The following is a 14,866-nucleotide window of genomic DNA, read 5'->3' as shown; positions in this document are numbered from 1 at the left end:
GGATCGGCATGGGACGCTTACAAAAGCATATACGGAGGGCCCCTCCGTTTACAAGGTTCGAGGAGTTCTAGTCCGTAACATGGCGGCCGGATTGGAGAAGGGAACGCGCAAGCCGCGCGCCGATGTCGTGCGCAACCGGGAACGCCTGCTGGCTGCCGCGGTGACCGTGTTCCGCAATGGCGGGCCCGAGGCGAGTCTCGAGGCGGTGGCACGCTGCGCCGAGGTCGGGATCGGCACCCTCTACCGGCATTTCCCGACGCGCGAGGCTCTCTTCGAGGCCGTCTACCGGCGCGAGGTGGAGGACATGGCGCGTCTTGCCGAAAGCCTGGCGGACGCTCCGGATCCGGTGCAGGCCCTGCGCCAGTGGTCGCGCGCCGGCATTCGTCTCGTCGCCACCAAGCGCGGCATGCTGACGGCGCTCGCCTTGGCCGTCGACAAGTCGTCCGATGTCTACGCCTTCTCCTTCGAACACCTGACGCGGGCGATCGGACTGCTTCTAGGGACGTGCATGGCAGCGAACCTGATCCGCGACGATATCACGCCGGAGGACCTGCTCCACGCCTTGGTCGGCATGTCGATGATGGGCAAGGAGCCGGGCTGGGAGGCGAACGTTGTGCGCCTCCTCGACATCTTCATCGACGGTCTCCTTCAGCACGAGATATGAGCCGTTCGGACGTCGAAGCTGATGGGAGCCGGTTCCCGCGACGATGGCGCAAGGGCCGAACGGCAGCTTTCGCTTGAACCTGCCGAAAACGGACAGGCTGCTTCGGGCCCATGGCTGCCTCGGACGTCATGTCTCCTTTGGGCCAGCCGTCTCTGATTCCTCCTTCGTACATCCCTGATTTCTCGTGTCGTGGAACCGATGGGCGCTGCGGCTGGATTGCCGAAGCTGCCCGGGGAACCATTCCAAGTCCGGTGGGATTCGAGTCTCAACACGGAGAAAAGCCTCATGACCGACACGAGCCGACGCACCTTTCTGGCAGGAGCCGCCCTCACTGCAGGCGCCGCCGTCACCTTCGCCGCCGACACGACGGCATCCGCCCAATCCAGCAGCGGCGGTGCTGCCGCCCCCACCGCTCCAAACGCGGCCAACTATCCGAAGCCGCCCTATCCCACCGACATGCAGCCCTGGCCGGGCCTCGCCTCGCAGATGAACCCGCGACCCGACCACGGCGAGACGAGCTACAAGGGGTCTGGCAAGCTGACGGGCAAGAAAGCACTCATCACGGGAGGCGACAGCGGCATCGGCCGCGCCGCCGCGATTGCCTATGCCCGCGAAGGCGCAGACGTCGCCATCAACTATCTTCCCGCGGAAGAGCCCGACGCCAAGGAGGTGATCGCTTTGATCGAAGCGGAGGGCCGCAAGGCGGTGGCCATTCCCGGCGATCTCCGTTCCGAAGAGTTCTGCCGCAGCTTGATCTCTCAGGCTGCCGACCAGCTCGGAGGCTTGGACATCCTGGTCAACAACGCTGCCCTCCAGCAGACGCGTCCTTCGATCGCCGACATCTCGTCCGAATTGTTCGACGACACGATGAAGACCAATGTCTACGCCCCGTTCTGGCTGACGAAAGCGGCGCTGGAGCGCATGGGAACGGGGGCGGTTATCGTCAACACCTCGTCCGAGCAGGCGGGCAATCCGTCACCCGAGATCGTGCACTACGCCATGACCCGGGCCGCGGTGTTGAACTTCACCAAGGGCCTCGCCAAGGAACTCGCTCCTCGCGGCATCCGCGTGAACGCCGTGGCTCCCGGTCCCTTCTGGACGCCGTTGCAGGTGTCCGGTGGAGCGACGGAAGAGAAGTTGCGCACCTTCGGCGCGGACTCGCCGATGGGCCGCGCCGGACAGCCCGCGGAGATTGCGGGGCTCTACGTCGCGGCAGCCGACCCGATGCTGAGCTACTCGACGGGGCAGATCTTCGGATCGACCGGCGGCAACGGCCAACCCGCTTAGCGGCTCGGTCGCTCTAAGGATGTTCTCTCCGTCCCGAAAGCCCGTTTCGCATCGCTGGATTCGCGTTCGGCCCATCCACCCGACCATCTTTCGACGGAGCCCAATGATGGTCGGGTTGGAATGTTCGGACGCATGCGGGAGAAGCCGAAAGGCGTCGTTTCACCGTCGACGTGTCGTGCCGACCCTACCTCGTCGCCGGATCCCGTCTGCAGCCTCTCGATCATGACGTAGGTCCTTGGACATCGGCATGAACTGAACGCCATCTCGTGTCAGCGGAGCGCGGAATTTCGATCGTCCGACGGGAAGGAGGCTGGGCCTTGCAGACCCGGCGGCGGGGTCGCTTGGTTCGCGTCGGGATCTCGGCCGTGGCTCCGGTCGAGCATGCGCATGACAGGCGTCACGGTGATGCCGTGCATCAGGATCGAGATCAGGATGATCAGGCCGACGATCGCCCACAGGCGGTCGCCGCCCTCGACGTCCGGCATGTGGTTCAGTCCGTAGGCGAGGTAGTAGACCGAGCCGACGCCGCGGATGCCGAAGAAGGCCAGCGTCAGCCGCTCCGTCCAGTCCGCCTTGTGTCCCATGAGGCCGATCAGTCCGGTGAGGGGGCGCACGACGAGGAGGATCACCACGGCCGCCCCGACGTCGATCCAATGCAGCGGCGTGAGCAGGCCGCTGACAAGAGCGCCGCCGAAGAGGAGGAGGAGCACCATCATCGCGATCCGCTCGATCTGTTCGGTCAGCTCGTGCATCTCGAGCTGGAAGTCGTGGTCGCGGTGGGCATGGCGGAAGGTGAGAGCGGTCACGAACACGGCGAGGAAGCCGTAGCAGTGGATGAGCTCGGTCAGGCCGTAGGAGACGAAGGTCGCCGACAGGGCGATCAGGCCATCGCCGGTCTTGGCCAGCTTGGTCTTGGCGGGCACGTGGAAGGTCAGCCAGCCGAAGACGCGGCCGATGAAATAGCCTGCCGCCATTCCGGCCCCGATCTCCCACAGGACGTTGTAGGTGATCCATTCTGCGAACCACGGTTTGCCCGTCGATGCCGCAAGAGACAGCGCGATGGCGAGGTGCACGAACGGGAACGCAAAGCCGTCGTTCATGCCCGCTTCCGAGGTGAGGCCGAACCGAACCTCGTCCTCCTCGCCCGACTTCGGCGGCCCGACCTGGACGTCTGCGGCCAGCACCGGGTCGGTGGGCGCGAGCGCGGCGCCGAGAAGAAGCGCGACGGTCCAGGACAAGCCCATCCACCAGCCCGCGATGAGCGTGATCGCGCCGATGCTGAGCGGCATGGTCAGGGCGATCAGCCGCCATGTGATGCCCCATCGGCGAAAGCTGAAGATGCGGTCGAGCTTCAGTCCGGCGCCCATCAGGGCGATGATGACCACGAACTCCGAAAAACGCTCGGTGATCTCGGGATAGGTCGTCGGCAGGGGGACGAGCGTCATCTGCGGCAACGAGAAGATCGACGCGCCGAGGACGATGCAGACGATCGGCAGGGACAGCGGCAGGCGCCGAAGGGCCAGCGGCAGCCACGCGACGAGTGCGATAAGAAGTCCGGCACCGGTCAGGATGAGAATATACGGGTCGGGAGCGACGTCGATCGGCAGGTCCATGGTTCTGAACCGAGACGGGCTTGAATCGATCCAAGCTGCCGGAATCGCCGTGTCGGCCGTCACGGCCTCGAAGCGTGATCCGAGCTGACTGCGAATGGGCGGCGGTCAGGACATGCGGCTCGTCTGCGGACCCGAGAGCTTTCGGCTCAATATGAGACGGGCAATCGAAGGGTCTGCATCAAACAAACTGCGGCTCGCGCTTGGCCAAGAAGGCCGCGGCCCCTTCCTTCAGGTCAGTCCCGTCGAAGATCCGTTGCTGTGCTGCATTGGCGCGCGACAGGGCGGCTTCCGTCGGCAAATCGATGGAAGCCTCGACCAATGCCTTCGCCAACCGGTTCGACAGGGGTCCGCGCTTGGCGATCTCGCAGGCCAAAAGGCGAGCTTCGTCAAGGGCGCTTCCCGCCGCGACCCGGTTCACGAGACCCAATTCCACTGCCCGCGCGCTGTCGAGGATCATGCCGGTGAACAGGATTTCTTTTGCCCGCGACGGGCCGACGAGGCGCGTCAGTCGCACGGCTCCGTTGGCTGCGAGCCCACCGAGCCGGCTTTCGGGAAGGCCAACCGTGGCGCTGCTGGCGAGAACTCTGAGATCGCAGGCCAAGGCAAGTTCGAATCCGCCGCCCAGCGCCGGGCCGTCCATCGCAGCGATCGTGGGGAAGGGTAGCGCATCGAGGTTTCGCAGGACGTGATCCTCGAACAGGATTTTGTCCTCGCTCGCGTTCGCACCAAGGGACTCGAACTCGCGGATGTCACTTCCAGCACAGAAGGCCGAAGGCCCGCCATGCACGATAGCGCAGCGGACGGACCCGTTTGCGGCCAACGCCCCGATGACAGCGTTGAGATCCCGAAGCAGCCGACGGGTCACGAGATTCAGCCGTCCGGCGGCAAGTCCCACTTCGGCGATCGGGCCATCCAGACGAAGCGTGACCAGCTGGGCGTCCGTCTCGTCCGTTCGCTCCTGCATGGGTCAGCTCGCCATTTTGGTCTGCGGCGTCACGCCGTGGAGCACGCCCATACGTTCGAAGTGCTGGTGGATGCGGTCGACATAGGCGGCGAATTCCGGTGCATCGCCAAGGACGATCGGACGGGGACGCGGAAGCTGGACCTGGATGTCGTCGACGACCTCGCCCGGACTTGGGCTCATGACGATGATGCGGTCGGATAGGCCGACGGCCTCCTCCACACTGTGCGTGATGAACACGACGGTCGGCCGCCGCTTCAACCAGAGTTGTTCGAGATCGGTGCGGACCTGGAGGCGCGTCAGCGCGTCGAGAGCTCCGAATGGCTCGTCCATGAGAATGATGTCCGGTTCGTGAACGAGCGTGCGGATCAAGGAGACGCGCTGGCGCATGCCACCGGAGAGCTGGCGCGGATATTTGTTCATCGCGTGCTCCAGCCGAAGCTGTGAAAAGAGGTCGCGCGCACGATCGGCGATGACCTTGCGGTCCAATCCGCGGATATCCGCATGGAGCATGACGTTCTCGAAGGCGGTGCGGAAGTCGAGAAGCAGATGGTCTTGGAATGCGATGCCGACGTTCGTGATCGGTTTGTCGACACGCTTTCCATCGCAGGCGATCTCGCCTGTCGAGTGCTTCATCAGCCCCGCCACCATCAACATCAAGGTGCTCTTGCCGCAGCCAGAGGCGCCAACGATGGAGATGAACTGTCCTGCGGGAATGTCGATGTCGACAGGTCCCATCGCTCGGAACGGCTTCTCCCCACCCTCGCCGAAGATCTTCGAGACGTTGCGGATCGAGATCGGCACGCCGGACTTCGCGGTTTCGCCAACTTGAAGCGTCATGGCTGCCTCCTGCGGTTCAGGCCGCGGATGCGGCGGATGCCGCCACGGCGGCGAGGGGAGTTTTGGAAAGGAGAAGCGCCTTGCGGCCCTTCTGCAGGACCTCGTCCCGCTCGTTCACAAGCTCGACGTCGAAGGTTGCTATGGCTTGGTCGTGCTTCGAGCGTGAGTCACGCAGGTCCGAGATGACGTAGTTCACGAAGATCGTGTCCCCGAAGAAGATGGGGCCGACAAACCGCCAGTCCGTGATGCCGAGGAAGGCGATCGCAGTCTCCCGCAATTCGCCGGTTCGGGCCCACATCAGTCCGTGCGCGAACGAGAGTCCCAGCATGCCGTGCGCGACACGGCGACCGAACTGGCTTTTGGCCGCATAGACGTCGCTTGTGTGAAGTTCGGAAAAGTCGCCGGTCAGGCCCGCAAAGGCCATGACGTCCGCCTCGCCGATGGTCCGTCCGGGACTCCGGAAGCGCATCCCGACGAAGAGATCCTCGAAGCGGTAGCTCATAGATCGATCCTGACATTGCTGAAGCGGGTGGGCAGCGGTCCGAGCGGGCACGTCGCAGGACCGCCGCTCCGTCTCTTACTTGCAGGGGCGAAGGTCGCCCTCCGCCGGCAGGAAGTCGTTCGTGTAGTAGCTGGTCGGATCCTGGCCCTTCGGAAGAAGCCCGACCTGCGAAAGAAGTTCTTGGGTGTTCGCCCAATGCGCGGGCTCGGCCTTGCCGAGGAACTTCGCATCGGCGCTGCAGAAGAGCGGCGTGATCGCGGACAGTTCCGCCGCCACCAGCTTCACGTTGGCATCGGGGAAGACCTCCTTCACGTCGGCGACGGCCTCTTCCGGCTTGTCGAGGGCGAAGCTCCAGCCCTTGAGGCTCGCGGCGATGAAGCTTTTGACGACATCGGGGTTCGTCTCGAGGAAGTCGTTGGACGCGAAGATCGATGTCGACACCGTCGGCACGCCGTATTGCGCGAACGGAAACTCGTCGATCTCGGCGCCCTGCTCGCGAAGCTGGATCGCATAGGCGTCGAGCGAGCCGAGGATGGCCTGCACCTGCCCCTGCAGGAGCGTGGGCACCATCGACGTCAGCGGCATGTTGAGAAGCTGAAGATCGGACTCCTGAAGACCGTTCGCCTTGAGCAGCAGCGGCAGCATCGTCGTCTGCGACGAGCCGGACGGCACGCCGACCGTCTTGCCCTTCAGGTCGGCAAAGGACTTGATGCCGGTCTCCTTGAGAGCGATCAGTTCATTGGGATTGGACTGGTAGACCGTCGACACGACCCGCATGGGCGCGCCCTTCGCGATCAACTGGCTGACTGCGACGGCGTCGGCATAGGCGATTTGCGACTGGCCGCTTGCGACGAGCTGGGCGGTGTTGCCCGAACCGTTGCCTTGAACGAGCGTCACATCGAGCCCGGCCTCCTTGTAGTAGCCCTGCTGGAGGGCCGAGGCGAAGCCCGCATTCGCGCCGCCGGCCGTCCAGTTGAGCTGGAAGGTCACGGCCGTCTGCGCCGAAGCGACGCCTGTCAGCGCGGTGACCGCGAACAGCCCCGCCGCAACGGTGGCTTTCAGAGATTGCAGCATGTTGGATCCTCCCAGGATTGAAGTCATGGAGCCCGGCCCTCCCGGCCGAACGTTGCTCAGTCCGCCCCGGAGCGCTGCCAGGGCGTCATCAGCCATTCGCTGAACTCGACGGCGTAGTTGATGAGAATGCCGATGAATGTCAGGACCACGAGCACGGCGAACGTCAGCTCGATGTCCATTGTGCTCGTGCCGCGCAGGAGGACGTATCCGAGCCCCTGGTTGGCGCCGACGAACTCGGCCACGATGGCGGCGGTCGCGGCGATCGTCGCGGAGGTCTTGACGCCCGAGAAGATCACGGGAAGCGCGGAGGGAACGCGGAGGTAGCGGAACGTCTGCCAGGTCGATGCTCCCATGGAGCGAGTCAGGTAGAGAAGCCGCTGATCCAGGATCTGAAAGCCGCTGATGCTGGCGATGAGCAGCGGAAAGAACGTCATCAGGACCGTCAGCAGGACCTTGGATTCCATCCCGAAGCCGAGCCAGACCAGGAACAGCGGGGCGACCGCGATCTTGGGCACGAGCTGGAGAAGCATGATGGGCGGGTAGAGGATCTGCCGGGCCAGCGGCGAGAGCGCGATCGCGAGACCGAGGGGAATCGCGGTGAGGATCGTCAGGCCGAAGCCGAGCACGATCTCCGTCAGCGTCACCAGGGAATGCGTCCAGAGCATCGACGCATCGGACAGGATGCGCCCGAACACGGCGCCGGGTCCCGGCAGCAGATAGGCAGGGATCTCGAAGACCCGCACGGAGACCGACCAGAGCGCGACGATGGCGACGAAGGTCAGCGGTGGAAGCGCATTCCATCCGATCGACCGCGCCCGCCGCATGGCCTTCGACGGTCCGCGATGGCTTTGAGCCGGCGCCGTCGGCGCGCCCGGTGCCGTGAGGCCCGGCTCGCGTGTCATCTGCTGAGTGGTCATGGACCTTCCTCCCAGTTCGGCAGCCTGCGTCCGTCGGACCTGCTGCTTCACCCTTGTGCCGGCCGGCAAGCCCGGCGCTCGTTCGTTGCGCGGACCGCCCGTCGGGACTGGCCCTTCGATCTTCGCCCGCTCTGCGCTTGTCGCCGCGATGGGACGGCGGCGTTCCCAAGGCGCCGGACGTCAGGCCGCGGCCAGAGCGTCGCCTTCGATGACCGTGTCGGGCTCGATCGTTCGGCGGGGCGAGCGGGCGGTGCGACCGTATCGGGCAAACTCGGCGCCGAGCCCCATCGGTTCGGACCGGAAGAGTCTCGGATCCATGGGCCGCAGGTTCGACGAGATGGCCGGGCGGAACGCCATGCGAGCCAGGATGTCGCGGTCGAGATCCACGCCGGGCGCGATCTCCACCAGCTCCAGCCCGTCGGCTCCGACTTCGAACACCGCCCGCTCGGTGACGAAGAGGGCCTTGCGGCCTTCCTCCCGGGCGAAGGCGCCGTTGTAGCAAATCTGGCGCACCGCCTCGACGAACTTGGAGTGCCGTCCCTCCTCGAGGACGGTCAGTCTGCCGTCGCCGCTCTCCACGCGCAGCCCGCCGGCGGTGAAGGTGCCGCTGAACACGACCTTGCGGGCGTTCTGGCTGATGTTGATGAAGCCGCCGACGCCCACGATCGTATCGGCGAAGCGGCTGACATTGACATTGCCGGCGGCGTCGATCTCCGCGAAGGAGAGGAACGCCACGTCGAGCCCGCCGCCGTCGTAGAAGTCGAACTGGTAGGGCTGGTCGACCATGGCGTCGAAATTCTGGGCGGCACCGGAGTCCGGCCCCGTCAGCGGCGCGCCGCCGATGAAGCCCTGCTCGTTGCTGAGCGTGATCTTGTCGAGGATGCCTTCCTCGGCCGCGACGGCCGACACGCCGGTCGAGATACCCGCGCCCAGATTGCAGACCGCGCCCGGCATGATCTCCATCGCGGCGCGGCGGGCGATGATCTTGCGCTCCGTGAAGGGCAGCCGGCGCATCGCCTCGGCCGGAACGCGCATGGCGCCGGAATAGCTCGGCTCATAGGCGCTCGCATAGGTCTGGCGCTGCTCGGCGTCCACCACGACGTAGTCGACGAGGATGCCCGGAATGCGGACGCTGAGCTGGGGGAGGGTCCCGCGGCGCGCCAGCCGCTTGACCTGCACCACGACGGCGGCGCCGAGGCGGCGCGCGGCCTGGGCGCAGGACAGCATCTCGCCCGGGATGGCCTCCTCCTCCATGGACACGTTCCCCTCCTCGTCGGCGGTCGTGCCGCGCAGGATGACGACGTCGAGGGGGAAGGGCTTGTAGCGAAGCCAGTCCTGGCCATCGATCTGCAGCAGCTCGACGATGTCGTCCTTGGCCGCCTTGTTCTGGCGACCGCCGAGCTGGCGCGGATCGACGAAGGTGTGAAGGCCCGTCCGCGTGATCAGGCCGGGGCGGCCGGCCGCGATCTCGCGGACGAGCTGCGAGATGACCCCCTGGGGGATGGTGTAGGATTCGAACGCCTCGTCGAGGGCGAGGCCGATCAGGGATGGCGAATCGATCAGAGCGCTCGTGAGCGAGCGTTTCAACATGCCGGGATGGCGGAAGCGCGCGGCTCCCTTGAGCTGCCGGTCGCCGATCCCGACGGCATGGATCAGGGTGAGGTCGCGCGGCCCGCCCGTTTGGAGAAAGCGCGCTTCGATCGCGGCCAGCACGGCTTCCGGAACGCAGTGCCCGCCACCGGAGCCGCTGACAAGAACGCTGTCGTCGGGCTGGATGAGACGTGCCGCTTCGCCCGCCGTGATGACCCTCATGTCGCCTCCCGTCGCGATCCCGTACGACCGCCCTTAGTGCCGCTCTGATGTAACCGATTGCATAATATCGATCAGCTTCGCTTGTCAAGCGCGTCTACACAGACAAATTTCCATTTGAATTCGCTTAATTTGCCATGTTAGGTGCCGCTAGCAACGGAAAGCATCGTCAGCAATCGGTTGCAAATGGAGGCTCGAATGGCTTTGGCTGGGATGGGCGTGCTCGCCATCTGGAACGGCATCTCCGAAGAAGCGGAGGCGGACTTCCTGTCGTGGCACGTTCGCGAGCACATACCCGAGCGCGTCGCCGTGCCGGGATTTCTGAGGGCTCGGCGCTACGTCGCGCTTCGCGGTGAGCCGAGATACTTCAACTTCTACGAAACGGGTTCCGCCGCGGATCTTCGCTCCCCGGCCTACCTGGCCCGCCTCAACGATCCGTCGGACTGGACGAAGCGGGTGGTCAGCCATTTCCGCGACACCTTTCGCACGGTCTGCACGCTCGCCCACTCCGAGGGACTGGGCGACGGTGCCTTCGTCGCAACCCTGAGGCTGGCAACGGAGAGCTCGCCGGAGGCGTTTCAGGCGCGCATGGTCGCCGATGGCCTGTCGGCCTTGCGCGCGGATTTGGGGATCGTCGGCGTCCATTTGTTGCGCGGCGAGGCAATGGCGGGCGGCGAGACCACGGCAGAGAAGGCCCTGCGGGGAGAGCCCGACCGGACCGCGGCCTGGATCCTGTTGATCGAGGCGACGGGACCGGAGCCTCTCGAGCGGTTCATCGACGAGGCCGTCGACGCCCTGGTGGAAAGGGCCGGCGCCAGATGCTCCCGCGAGGACCGTGGGATCTATCGTTTGCAATATGCGCTTGGACGCGACCAGTTGCCGGCCTGAGCTGGAAAAACCGAACGCGGGAATGATGTCCATGGAGCCGATCGACGAAGAGGTGGGGGAGGGCCGCAAGCCGTCACGCAGGTCCACAGGCGCGTCGGGTCCGGTTTCGACCAATGGCGTCGGCCTGCGCGACGTGGCCCGGGCGGTGGGTGTCTCCACCGCCACGGTGTCGCGAGCGATCAACCACCCCGAGGTCGTGTCGCGGGAACTGCGGGACCGGATCGCTCTCGCCGTGTCGGAGCTGGGATGGATACCGGACGGCCGCGCACGGGCGTTCACCACGGGCCGGTCTCAGACCATCGGCGCGGTGTTTCCGACGCTGGCGCTCGGCGATTTTCCGCGCGCCGCCAATGCCATCCAGCGGCAGCTTCTGGACGCTGGCTACACGCTGCTTCTGGCTTGTTCCGAATACGACCCGGAGCAGGAGTTTCAGCAGGTCCGCAAGTTCGCCGAGCGCGGCGTCGATGGACTGATCCTCGTCGGCTTGGCGCACCACCCCGACCTCCTGCCGTTCCTGCGGCAGCGCAACCTGCCGTTCATCAGCTCCTTCATCTATGACCCCGCCAGCCACGGCAGCTGCGTCGGTCCCGACAATCACAAGGCGCTCGTCAAGATGACGGACTATCTGGCCGATCTCGGCCATGTCCGCTTCGCCGTGATCGCCCAATCGACCGAAAACAACGACCGGGCCAGTGCACGGCTCGCCGGGATCAAGGATGCCTTGGCCGTGCGGGGTCTCGCCGTCCGCCCACAGCATCTCGCGATCGGGACGTGGACCATCGAGGAGGGCCGGCGCCTGTTTTCGCAAGTCTTGAGCACCCATCCCAAGCCCACCGCTATCATCTGCGGCAACGCGCCCCTCGCCGTCGGCGCCATGCTGGAGGCGCTCGCGACGGGAATCCGTGTCCCGGACGACGTGTCGATCGTGGGCTACGACGACATCGAGATCATGAGTCACCTTCCCGTGCCGGTGACGACCGTTCGGGTTCCGGGCGAGGAGATCGGGCGTCGCGCGGCGAGACTGATCGTCGACCGCGTCGAGCAACGCGAGCCCGATTACCCGCTGGAGAGCGAGGCGGAGATCGTCGTGCGCGCCTCCTCGGGCCCACCGCCGGTCGAATAGAAAGAGAGCGACGATGCAGAAGACGGATGCCGGTGAAACGGGGCTCGATGGGTCCGCCGCGACGGCCATCGTGACGGGGCAAACCCGCGTCGTGGCGATCGTCGGCGATCCCGTTCGACAGGTGAAGTCGCCGGTCAGTTTCAACCGCGAATTCTCACGCCGCAAGATCGATGCCGTCATGGTGCCGATCCAGGTCGACTCGGATGCGTTCGAGACGGACATGCCGTCCATCCTTCGGGTTTCCAGCCTCGGCGGGGTCGTGGTCACGATGCCGTTCAAGGCGCGGATCATGCGGATGCTGGAGGATTGCAGCGACGCCGCTCGATCGGTCGGTGCCGTCAACGCCCTGCGCCGTCTCCCCTCGGGCGGCTGGTACGGCGATATCTTCGACGGGGTGGGCCTCGTCGGTGCCGTGCGCGCCTTGGGCGTCGAGCCGTCTGGTCTGCGGGTCGCGCTGATCGGGGCGGGCGGCGCGGGAAGCGCGATCGCATTCGCACTGGCGAGCGCGGGCGTCCGATCCCTCGCGATCCTCGACCGGGATCATGCAAGGGCTTGGGATCTCGCGCGCCGCATGTCTCGGCCGTCCGTCCGCGTGGAAGCCGTCGCTTCGCTTGAGCCGGGCGACGCCGATCTCCTCGTCAACGCTTCGCCGGTCGGCATGGAGGCGGCGGACGGCCTGCCCATCGACTCCTCCGTGCTTCGATCGGACCTTGCCGTCGTCGACATCGTCACGCGTCCGACGACGCAGCTTCTGGAAGCGGCGCGCGGCCTCGGCTGCCGTCATGCGGGCGGCGCCGCGATGGTGGCGGCCCAGACGACGGCCATCATCGACTTCCTTCAAATCGGGCCCGACCGGGCTTGAGCCAACTCGCTACGACATGGGAGATGACATGAAACTGCTTCGATACGGCGACGCCGGGGCGGAGAAGCCCGGCATCCTGGATGCCGACGGACGCATCCGCGACCTGTCGGGCGTCGTGCGCGATCTCGACGGAGAGGCACTTTCGCCAGACTCCCTCGACCGCCTGCGCGCCCTTGATCGAAGTTCGCTGCCGCTCGTCGAGGGAACCGTGCGGCTCGGCGTGCCCGTCGCGAACGTCGGCAACCTCGTCTGCATCGGCTTGAACTACACGGACCACGCGGAAGAAACGAACGCGCCGATCCCGACGCAGCCGATCATCTTCAACAAGCACACGGGCGCGTTGAGCGGTCCCTATGACGACGTCATCCTTCCGGAGGGCTCGACCAAGCTCGATTGGGAGGTGGAACTCGCCTTCGTCATCGGCCGGCCGTGCTGGCACGTTTCCGAGTCCGAAGCGCTGTCCTACGTCGCGGGCTACACCATCCTCAACGACATTTCCGAACGGGAGTACCAGCTCGAATGGGAAGGACAGTGGTCGAAGGGCAAGAGCTATCCGACCTTCGCGCCGTGCGGGCCCTGGCTCGTGACGCCGGACGAGGTCGGTGATCCGCAGAACCTCGACCTCTGGCTCGATCTCAACGGCCGTCGCGAGCAGACGGGAACGACGACGCGCATGATCTTCACCTGCGCGCATATCGTCTCCTATGTGAGCCGCTTCATGGCCCTCAGACCGGGTGACATCATCACCACCGGAACGCCACCCGGCGTCGGCCTCGGCCGCAAGCCGCCGGTCTTCATGAAGATGGGGGATGTCATGCGGCTTGGTATCACGGGTCTGGGTGAGCAGGAGCAGACGCTGAAACCACGGTCTGAGGTCGCATAGCGTCGCTGCTTCTCAGCGGTGAAAGGCGGACCGGATCCGCTCGCGGCAAGCGCAGGTAGCGGGCCGCCAGGTTTCACCGATCCAATGCGGTCTTCCCACAACGCAAACGGACCGGCCGCTTTCGCGATCCCATCTGCGAAGCTGCCGGTCCGCTGCCGGTCCGGCCTCTCCACGAATGGGTGTTCGCCGCCGCTCATCCCGCAGCACGCTCATGATCCGCCCTTGGGGCCACGGATGAACGATCCTGGAACCTTCACGATCCGATCCGGTGACGAACGGACGCAAAGGGTGGCGTGCCAGACCGATCGTCGGCGCCAAGCGGGCGCTGAAGCCGCCGCAGGTCCGGGCCATCCGCTTCTGGCCTGACCACGAAGGCCGGCTGCGCGACCGGTCCCGCTTCGATCTCGCCATCGACAGCACGTTGCCCGTCTGTGACCTCGTCGACGGCCTTTGGAGCGTGGAGACATCGGGGCGTGCACGGGCGTCGCTCTAGCTCCGCATCCTGCGCCTCCAGGCGCCGGGGCTGCTGCCGACCGTCGACGTGAACACCCGCGTGAAGTAGCTCTGGTCGCCAAATCCGCAGAGGAGCGCGATATCGGCGAGGGACAGCGTCGATCCCAGGAGGTAGCACTTCGCTTCCTGGAGGCGCAGGTCGGTCAGGAAGCGGTGCGGGCTCATGCCGACCGTCTGGCGGAAGGCGCGCGCGAAGTAGCTGGGCGTGAGGCCGCACTCGCTGGCAACGTCCGCCATGGTGATGCGCGCGGCGAGGCGAGACTGCAGGATCTCCCGGGCGCGCCGCTCCTGCCAGGGCGCCAGCGTGCTGCCGACCTTGGCAGGTGCCCGCATCCCGCCGTAGCTCTCGGCGAAATAGGTGAGGAAGCCGAGCGAGATCTGGTCGACGAAGAAGCGATTGGTTTCCGCCAGCCCGGGCGGCGCGGCGAGCAGCATCTCGCAGAGTTTTCCAAGGATCGGATCAGGTTCGTCGAGCGAGGGACGCAGCGCTTCGATCCGGCGCGCTCCGCGCTCGTCGGCGATCTCGTCCAGCCGATCCTTGCGAAAATAGAACTGCAATCCGTCGAACGCCCCGTGAACCCGGCTGCGGGGGTCCTCGCAGAGATCGACCGCCTTCACCGTTCCCGCGCCGAAACCGCGCGAATGCCGGTGTCGTCCGTCACTCCAGAACTCATGCAGGTCCACGGGCGCGAGCTTGTAGGTGACGCTGAACGCGGGCTCCGGCACCAGCGGAGCCGTCATGTCCCGGTCCTGGCTGCCACAGGTCAGGCGGGTCACCGCAAGCGACAGGCGGTCTCCCGCCTCGACCCGCAAGATCTCCTGGCTCGCCATCTTCAGATGGTGCCCGAGCCGTGCTCCGTGGAGCCCGGCGGTCGCTTCATCGGCTTGGGATCGAGACGTCATGGCGTTCGTTCCGGCAATCCGCGGGTG

The 14,866-nt window shown here is 65.8% G+C and carries 14 protein-coding genes and 1 pseudogene; 7 read left to right on the top strand and 8 right to left on the bottom strand.

Features of this window, described 5'->3' with window-relative positions; translation table 11 throughout:
• Positions 1-79: 79 nt before the first annotated feature.
• Together ASG43_RS19025 and ASG43_RS19020 are read left to right on the top strand one after the other, a co-directional pair.
• The gene (locus ASG43_RS19025; RefSeq protein ID WP_056508278.1) at positions 80-664 is read left to right on the top strand and encodes a TetR family transcriptional regulator; all 585 of its coding nucleotides are present in this window, start codon (positions 80-82) and stop codon (positions 662-664) included.
• 285 nt (positions 665-949) lie between these two features.
• Positions 950-1,951, top strand: coding sequence for an SDR family oxidoreductase (locus tag ASG43_RS19020; RefSeq protein WP_056508276.1), 1,002 nt, complete (start codon positions 950-952; stop codon positions 1,949-1,951).
• Positions 1,952-2,220: 269 nt separating this feature from the next.
• On the opposite strand, the gene ASG43_RS19015 is transcribed toward ASG43_RS19020, so the two are convergent.
• The 7 genes from ASG43_RS19015 to ASG43_RS18985 all read right to left on the bottom strand — a co-directional run bounded on the left by ASG43_RS19015 (position 2,221) and on the right by ASG43_RS18985 (position 9,670).
• On the bottom strand, positions 2,221-3,564 hold the full coding sequence (locus tag ASG43_RS19015; protein WP_056508274.1) for a sodium:proton antiporter: 1,344 nt from the start codon (positions 3,562-3,564) through the stop codon (positions 2,221-2,223).
• A 178-nt stretch (positions 3,565-3,742) separates the two neighbouring features.
• Entirely contained in the window at positions 3,743-4,528 is a 786-nt protein-coding gene (locus tag ASG43_RS19010; RefSeq protein ID WP_056508273.1) for an enoyl-CoA hydratase/isomerase family protein, read from the bottom strand.
• A 3-nt stretch (positions 4,529-4,531) separates the two neighbouring features.
• Positions 4,532-5,365: an ABC transporter ATP-binding protein gene (locus tag ASG43_RS19005; RefSeq protein WP_056508271.1), complete on the bottom strand. Its 834-nt coding sequence runs from the start codon at positions 5,363-5,365 to the stop codon at positions 4,532-4,534.
• 16 nt (positions 5,366-5,381) lie between these two features.
• Positions 5,382-5,867: a MaoC/PaaZ C-terminal domain-containing protein gene (locus tag ASG43_RS19000; RefSeq protein WP_056508268.1), complete on the bottom strand. Its 486-nt coding sequence runs from the start codon at positions 5,865-5,867 to the stop codon at positions 5,382-5,384.
• A 75-nt stretch (positions 5,868-5,942) separates the two neighbouring features.
• Positions 5,943-6,941 (bottom strand): ABC transporter substrate-binding protein, encoded by a 999-nt coding sequence (locus ASG43_RS18995; RefSeq protein ID WP_056508267.1) that lies wholly within the window; start codon positions 6,939-6,941, stop codon positions 5,943-5,945.
• A gap of 56 nt (positions 6,942-6,997) precedes the next feature.
• Positions 6,998-7,858 (bottom strand): ABC transporter permease, encoded by an 861-nt coding sequence (locus tag ASG43_RS18990; protein ID WP_056508266.1) that lies wholly within the window; start codon positions 7,856-7,858, stop codon positions 6,998-7,000.
• Positions 7,859-8,038: 180 nt separating this feature from the next.
• Positions 8,039-9,670: a CoA-transferase gene (locus ASG43_RS18985; RefSeq protein WP_056508265.1), complete on the bottom strand. Its 1,632-nt coding sequence runs from the start codon at positions 9,668-9,670 to the stop codon at positions 8,039-8,041.
• Positions 9,671-9,880: 210 nt separating this feature from the next.
• On the opposite strand from ASG43_RS18985, the gene ASG43_RS18980 reads away from it, so the two are divergent.
• From ASG43_RS18980 to ASG43_RS23665, 5 genes and pseudogenes are all read left to right on the top strand, one after another.
• A complete protein-coding gene (locus tag ASG43_RS18980) occupies positions 9,881-10,555 on the top strand; it encodes a DUF4286 family protein (RefSeq protein ID WP_162244746.1) in 675 nt (224 codons plus the stop codon).
• 31 nt (positions 10,556-10,586) lie between these two features.
• Positions 10,587-11,678 carry a LacI family DNA-binding transcriptional regulator gene (locus ASG43_RS18975; protein WP_082491063.1) on the top strand — a complete coding sequence of 364 codons (1,092 nt, stop codon included), beginning with the start codon at positions 10,587-10,589 and terminating at the stop codon, positions 11,676-11,678.
• 13 nt (positions 11,679-11,691) lie between these two features.
• Positions 11,692-12,540, top strand: coding sequence for a ThiF family adenylyltransferase (locus ASG43_RS18970; RefSeq protein ID WP_056508261.1), 849 nt, complete (start codon positions 11,692-11,694; stop codon positions 12,538-12,540).
• 28 nt (positions 12,541-12,568) lie between these two features.
• Positions 12,569-13,423: a fumarylacetoacetate hydrolase family protein gene (locus ASG43_RS18965; protein ID WP_056508259.1), complete on the top strand. Its 855-nt coding sequence runs from the start codon at positions 12,569-12,571 to the stop codon at positions 13,421-13,423.
• Positions 13,424-13,691: 268 nt separating this feature from the next.
• Positions 13,692-13,865 (top strand): annotated as a pseudogene (locus tag ASG43_RS23665) (integrase); the annotation flags it as partial.
• Between the two features lie 47 nt (positions 13,866-13,912).
• Here the strand turns inward: ASG43_RS23665 and ASG43_RS18955 are convergent.
• Positions 13,913-14,839 (bottom strand): AraC family transcriptional regulator, encoded by a 927-nt coding sequence (locus ASG43_RS18955; protein WP_056508256.1) that lies wholly within the window; start codon positions 14,837-14,839, stop codon positions 13,913-13,915.
• Positions 14,840-14,866 lie beyond the last annotated feature (27 nt).

This window comes from Aureimonas sp. Leaf454 (assembly GCF_001424685.1).
In the GTDB taxonomy this organism is placed as follows: domain Bacteria; phylum Pseudomonadota; class Alphaproteobacteria; order Rhizobiales; family Rhizobiaceae; genus Plantimonas.
Note: the sequence above shows the minus strand (reverse complement) of the source record. Positions and strands in the feature narration are given on the sequence as shown.

Coding starts and splice junctions, on each gene's coding strand:
- ASG43_RS18965 (WP_056508259.1), top strand. CDS start 12,569: ATGAAACTGCTTCGATACGGCGACGCCGGGGCGGAGAAGCCCGGCATC.
- ASG43_RS18975 (WP_082491063.1), top strand. CDS start 10,587: ATGGAGCCGATCGACGAAGAGGTGGGGGAGGGCCGCAAGCCGTCACGC.
- ASG43_RS18995 (WP_056508267.1), bottom strand. CDS start 6,941: ATGCTGCAATCTCTGAAAGCCACCGTTGCGGCGGGGCTGTTCGCGGTC.
- ASG43_RS18990 (WP_056508266.1), bottom strand. CDS start 7,858: ATGACCACTCAGCAGATGACACGCGAGCCGGGCCTCACGGCACCGGGC.
- ASG43_RS18985 (WP_056508265.1), bottom strand. CDS start 9,670: ATGAGGGTCATCACGGCGGGCGAAGCGGCACGTCTCATCCAGCCCGAC.
- ASG43_RS19015 (WP_056508274.1), bottom strand. CDS start 3,564: ATGGACCTGCCGATCGACGTCGCTCCCGACCCGTATATTCTCATCCTG.
- ASG43_RS18980 (WP_162244746.1), top strand. CDS start 9,881: ATGGGCGTGCTCGCCATCTGGAACGGCATCTCCGAAGAAGCGGAGGCG.
- ASG43_RS19025 (WP_056508278.1), top strand. CDS start 80: ATGGCGGCCGGATTGGAGAAGGGAACGCGCAAGCCGCGCGCCGATGTC.
- ASG43_RS18955 (WP_056508256.1), bottom strand. CDS start 14,839: ATGACGTCTCGATCCCAAGCCGATGAAGCGACCGCCGGGCTCCACGGA.
- ASG43_RS18970 (WP_056508261.1), top strand. CDS start 11,692: ATGCAGAAGACGGATGCCGGTGAAACGGGGCTCGATGGGTCCGCCGCG.
- ASG43_RS19005 (WP_056508271.1), bottom strand. CDS start 5,365: ATGACGCTTCAAGTTGGCGAAACCGCGAAGTCCGGCGTGCCGATCTCG.
- ASG43_RS19020 (WP_056508276.1), top strand. CDS start 950: ATGACCGACACGAGCCGACGCACCTTTCTGGCAGGAGCCGCCCTCACT.
- ASG43_RS19010 (WP_056508273.1), bottom strand. CDS start 4,528: ATGCAGGAGCGAACGGACGAGACGGACGCCCAGCTGGTCACGCTTCGT.
- ASG43_RS19000 (WP_056508268.1), bottom strand. CDS start 5,867: ATGAGCTACCGCTTCGAGGATCTCTTCGTCGGGATGCGCTTCCGGAGT.